Origin of the sequence: Moraxella sp. CTOTU47724 (assembly GCF_032014955.1) — a bacterium.
GTDB classification, from domain to species: domain Bacteria; phylum Pseudomonadota; class Gammaproteobacteria; order Pseudomonadales; family Moraxellaceae; genus Faucicola; species Faucicola tetraodonis.
Genome location: NZ_DALZSV010000088.1, coordinates 1 through 5387 on the forward strand (window position 1 = coordinate 1; position 5387 = coordinate 5387).

Genomic DNA, 5387 nt, shown 5'->3' on the forward strand with positions numbered 1-5387 from the left:
TATTAATTGATTATGTAGCTTATCCTAGCATATTTTTTAATCGTGAACAGGTTCTAAGAAAAAACCATCTACTCTGCAGGTACCAAACAACACCTCAGCAATAGGCGCATAACCACCTTCAGAGAACCAAGTTGAACGAAAATTACCACGACAAATATGCATGGTAATTTGCATATCATCAGGTTTGGCATCTACAATACGATTGAGTACCGTCACATAATTTTTAGCAACTTTATCCAAATCAATACCACGAGCCTCAAATTCCGCTCGTTTATCGAGCGAGCAAAACTGCCCCCAACTTGTGTCATCAAGTTGTAAATTACGTAGACCTAATGCATAAAATTTGTTTAACGCTTTAATGTATGCGTTAGCAATGTCATCAAATAGCTGGCTTTCTTCTTGGTAAAGGTCAATCGGCTGGTAATTTTCATCTCGTATACAAGCCAATAAGTGCAGCATACTGGGTGATGGGATGGTGAATTTTGTTGGGTAATTACCCGCACAATCTTTTAAAAGTTGATAGGCTTTGACAAAGGGATGGTCGTCACTAAAGTCGATTTTACCCACAATGGCAATGGTGTTACCCTTAGGTTTCGCACCCTTAAACGCAACAGGAAATTTTTCAAGGCTAATCATCTCAATGCCATCTAGCCCCGCTAAAAAATCTAAATGCCACCACACACGGCTAAATTCACCATCGGTCACGGCGTGCAGTCCATGGCGTTTTTGTAGATTCACAAGATTTTGGATTTCGTCTTTTAGGATTTTGTCAAATGCCGCTTGGTTGATTTTGCCAGTTTGCAATTCGGTTTTGGCATTTTTTAGCGCGTCAGTGCGTAAAAATGACCCTACTACATCGTTACGGTATGGCGCTTGGGTTCGTGGGGTTGCCTGCGCAAATATTTGGCTCATAGTTGATTCGCTTTTGTTAAAAAACTTGAGGCGTGACTATAAGAGTTTTTAGCTAATGAGACAAACGCTGATTTTTCAAGGTAAAATGAATTGCGTTTAAGGTTGTGACTACTAAACTGTGGGTTTGGTAATACATTTTAAGCATCCGTGCAGTTTTACTTAGCGTAGGCACTGACTTGTTTTACATTCAAGGAATGTATATTTTATCCTATTACGACAGCACTATTGTTAACTGATTCATCTTCAAACTCAACTTGCCTAATACTTGTTATGTTAAAATAATATTTTTAAAATCAATTATTTGCCTACTCCATTTTCAATATTATTAAGTATTATAATGAAAAATAACCTTGTAAATTTCTCCGTTTTCTTCAGCATATATCAGTCAAGTCTTTGCAGCCATGTTAATACTGTATGGTTAAACAGTGTGGGCTTATCGACAGTAACCCAATGTGATGTCTTAAACCCGCTCACCTGATTGTTAGGTTGCTGCGTGATTTTAACAAGCCAAGCTTCAGAGTGAAACATGGTAGGTTTTTGTGTGCCATAGACGAACAGGTAAGGACAGGTGAAGTTAATCGATTGTAAGTTTTTAAAACCGCCCTTTGCCTTTGTCCACGCCACATAATAAGGGTAGCCCATATTTGCATGGATCGTCTGAGATGCCGCAGGTGCTCCTAGGACTTTGCCTACTGTTCTGGCTATTTTATTACCAATGCTACCATTTAAACGAAAACCAATCACTAATGGCAGCTGATAGCCTGCAATCACCAGCTTATCTTTAACCGTTAAACTAGCATTAAACTCTTCACTATAGGCATCACCCACATCAATGCCAATTAAGCGGCTGACTTTCTTTGGATAACGTACCACATATTGATAGCCATAAATAGCACCCCAATCATGCACCATCAATATCACCGGCTTGTCAGGGCTGACATAGTCAATCACTTGACGAATGGTATCAATGATGTCTTCTAATGAAAACACCTTGGGGCGAGCCTGTGGCTCATCAAATAGAGGCAGCGTAAAGGTGACGCAACGATAGTCATTTTTAAAGAAAGCCACTTGGTTTTGCCACAGTGCTTGGGTATCGGGCCAACCATGTATCATCACCAAAGTTTGTTCGCCATTACCGTCAATACTACCGTTGACACCTGCTATATGAAAAGTCGTTGCCATAATTTTCCTAATTGATTGAATAGGTTAAAGTTTGTATGTACTGACCATACAAACACAAATAAAGGAAATAAACAAATTTTTGAATGTTTTATGAACATTTTAGACTTAGAACTTAATTCAATTTCACTTCGCCCATCTTTGATTATGTTAAATAAATCGTTTGAACTTAAAATTTAAGTTTGTTAGAGCTTACGCAAAAATACAAGAAGCGTTCGTGCTGAGCTTGTCGAACCATAACTTTTGCGCACCGTTCGATAGGCTTAGGGCGAGCGGAGACTTAAAAATGCGTAAGTCCTAATGGTAAATACTTAAAAATAACAAGTGAAGCGTATAAAGTATTTAATTTGCATACTTTTTGGCACCTATCACGCAAATGACTGCCACTATAGAAGTAAATATCATCAAATAGCTTACATTTTCATGTAACAAAGCGGCAGCCAATAATAATCCTAAAAATGGTTGTAACAATTGCAATTGGCCCACTGCCGCAATACCCCCTTGAGCCAAGCCTTTGTACCAAAACACGAAACCCACTAACATACTAAAAACTGACACATACATTAGACCAATCCATGCAGAGGTTGAAATGCTATGTAAAGTCGTCGGGAACATAAAAATTGCTATTGGTAGTAAGATTGGCATTGATAACACTAAAGCCCAACAGATTACCTGCCAACCACCTAACTCTTGAGAAAGTTTAGCACCTTCAGCATACCCCCACCCACACACTATAATTGATGTAATCATTAGCAAATCACCTACCAGCGACTCCTTTATACCGGTAAAACCTACATAAAGACTGATACACAGTGCCCCCATTAGTGAAAACACCCAAAATAATGGTTTTGGTCTTTCTTGAGTTCTTAGTACCGCGAAGACTGCAGTACTAAGAGGAAGTAAGCCTATAAATACAATAGAATGAGCAGAGTCGATATATTTTAATGCGATACCAGTTAATAGTGGAAACCCAATAACACAGCCTAGTGCAACGATAAACAACGCTGGGAGATTATCCCGTTTTGGCTTTGGCTGTTTCAATAACAAGAGCAATACTAACCCTAATATTGCAGCGATAATGGCACGAATGCAAGTTAAGAAAATAGGGTTAAAGTCAGCAACAGCCAAGCGAGTTGCTGGTAAGGAACCAGAAAATATAGCGACACCTATAATGCCATTTATCCAACCATTTACAGCTTTATTCATTTTTCGTCACCTTAAAAATTTTATTATTTGTCAAATTTCAAGTAACTATTGAAACATAGGATAATCAGCGTAAAATAGCTACAATCTAAATACAGTTTATCGGAACTGTTATGATTATATTTTCAGTACAATGATAGGTACCTATGCCTAAAACCAATTCAAAAGTAAATCAAATAATTGAAGCGATTCATGCAAAGATCGCTAACCGTACTTACTTACCTGGCTCACGTTTACCTTCAGTTCGCTTACAAGCAAAATCAATGCAAGTGTCTGTCTCGACTGTGGTAGAGGCCTATGGACGGTTGATGGCTACGGGGGTTATCATGTCAAAAAGAGGCTCGGGTTATTATATTAATACGCCCATTGCACCCCTATCACTGAATAATTTAGGGCCGAACTTAGATAGAGCCGTAGACCCACTTTGGATATCTCGACAATCATTAACTGCTAACGATGATATGCTAAAACCAGGCTGCGGATGGCTACCTGAGTCTTGGATGTATGAAATGGGGTTTCGTAAAGCATTACGTCAAGTTTCTCGTTGTGATGTTAAACCATTGGTAGAATATGCAACTCCTGCAGGAAATTTGGCATTAAGACAATTATTAGTCAGACGGCTTAGTAAACTTGAGATTAATATAGAGGTAGATCAAATTGTTTTAACAGAGTCAGGTACCCACGCTATTGATCTATTGTGTAGGTTTTTTCTAGAACCAGGTGATACTGTACTGATAGATGATCCTTGCTATTTTAACTTTCAGGCACTGCTAAAAGCACATCGTGTCAATATTGTTGGAATCCCTTATACAAAAGATGGTCCAGATTTAGAAAAGTTTGAAATAGCGCTAAAGTTGTCTCCCCGCCTGTATATAACCAATTCAGGTATTCATAATCCAACAGGTGCTAGATTATCTACCGTTAAAGCACATCAACTATTAAAACTGGTTAGTGATACTAACCTCATCATTATTGAAGATGATATTTTCGCTGATTTTGAATTAAATCCTGCACCAAGGTTAGCTGCATTCGATAATTTATCTCAAGTTATTCAAATTGGAAGCTTTTCTAAAAGTATCTCTGCATCGTTACGTTGTGGCTATATTGCAACAAAAGCAAAATGGATTGAGGATTTGATTGATTTGAAAATTGCCACCACATTTGGTGGTGGTCATTTAGCATCTGAAGTCATTGTTAAAATCCTCTCCGATAGTGGATATCAGCGTTATCTAGAGTCATTACGAATTCGACTTGCTAAAAAAATGCAGATAACTATTCAAAAGTTATCTGTTTTAGGTATAACGCCTTATTTAGTACCTGAAGCAGGTATGTTTTTATGGTGTCAGCTGCCAATGGACATTGATGCAGCCAGACTTGCTAAAGATTGTTTGAGTGAAGGCGTTATTTTAGCACCAGGCAATGTATTTAGTCAGTCATTAAACGCTCGCTCCATGTTACGTTTTAATGTCGCTCAGTGTGATGATAAGCGCATTTTTGAGGTATTAAAAAGATTATTATCAGGTTATGAAGCAGGATATTAAAGTTTTTTCTAACATAGCTCACATAGTTTAACTTTACTGATTCTAGGTTTTGCTTCGGCTAGTTTCTCTATTAGCGCTGAAAACCGAGTGTGTCTATCACTAATAGAGCGGATGCCGGTAGTGTTCGAAAAACTGTGTCATTTCCATAAACTGTTCAGAAAAACAGGAATGACACCATGCAAAAATTTGACTTTAACGAAGCCCTAAAAGCCATCCAATCAGGAAAGCCTATTACAGGCAGTGATGGGGTACTAGCCCCACTCATCAAACAACTTACCGAAGCGGCCTTATCGGCTGAAATAGACAGCTACCTTGAGCAAAATCCTATTGGCAACCGCCTTAATGGCTATAGCAAAAAGACGGTCAAATCAGCGGTTGGTGGCTTCGAACTTGAAACCCCACGTGACCGCAATGGGGAATTTGAACCTGAGCGAGGAAATAGCGAAGCATCGCTTCGCCTGAGCGCAAGACGAAGGCTATGCCTGAGTTGTAGTAATTCAAACTACCTCCCAAACCCTCTGAATTTAGGTTGATTCGTTTTTTCTTTTTTCT

Annotated in this window: 4 protein-coding genes and 1 pseudogene; 2 read left to right on the plus strand and 3 right to left on the minus strand. The window is 38.7% G+C overall.

Going from position 1 to position 5387, the window contains the following annotated elements:
* Nucleotides 1-36 precede the first annotated feature (36 nt).
* The 3 genes from RTR63_RS11395 to RTR63_RS11405 all read right to left on the minus strand — a co-directional run bounded on the left by RTR63_RS11395 (nt 37) and on the right by RTR63_RS11405 (nt 3297).
* Complete coding sequence (locus RTR63_RS11395) at nt 37-912, minus strand: uroporphyrinogen decarboxylase/cobalamine-independent methonine synthase family protein (RefSeq protein ID WP_312524355.1); 876 nt, start codon at nt 910-912, stop codon at nt 37-39.
* A gap of 381 nt (nt 913-1293) precedes the next feature.
* Nucleotides 1294-2094, minus strand: coding sequence for an alpha/beta fold hydrolase (locus RTR63_RS11400; RefSeq protein WP_312524356.1), 801 nt, complete (start codon nt 2092-2094; stop codon nt 1294-1296).
* Between the two features lie 339 nt (nt 2095-2433).
* Nucleotides 2434-3297 (minus strand): DMT family transporter, encoded by an 864-nt coding sequence (locus RTR63_RS11405; RefSeq protein WP_060994558.1) that lies wholly within the window; start codon nt 3295-3297, stop codon nt 2434-2436.
* Between the two features lie 143 nt (nt 3298-3440).
* Between RTR63_RS11405 and RTR63_RS11410 the strand changes: the two genes are divergently transcribed.
* Nucleotides 3441-4835: an aminotransferase-like domain-containing protein gene (locus tag RTR63_RS11410; protein WP_312524359.1), complete on the plus strand. Its 1395-nt coding sequence runs from the start codon at nt 3441-3443 to the stop codon at nt 4833-4835.
* A gap of 176 nt (nt 4836-5011) precedes the next feature.
* Nucleotides 5012-5266: pseudogene (locus tag RTR63_RS11415) on the plus strand (transposase); the annotation flags it as partial.
* Between the last annotated feature and the right edge of the window lie 121 nt (nt 5267-5387).

Coding starts and splice junctions, on each gene's coding strand:
- RTR63_RS11395 (WP_312524355.1), bottom strand. CDS start 912: ATGAGCCAAATATTTGCGCAGGCAACCCCACGAACCCAAGCGCCATAC.
- RTR63_RS11400 (WP_312524356.1), bottom strand. CDS start 2,094: ATGGCAACGACTTTTCATATAGCAGGTGTCAACGGTAGTATTGACGGT.
- RTR63_RS11405 (WP_060994558.1), bottom strand. CDS start 3,297: ATGAATAAAGCTGTAAATGGTTGGATAAATGGCATTATAGGTGTCGCT.
- RTR63_RS11410 (WP_312524359.1), top strand. CDS start 3,441: ATGCCTAAAACCAATTCAAAAGTAAATCAAATAATTGAAGCGATTCAT.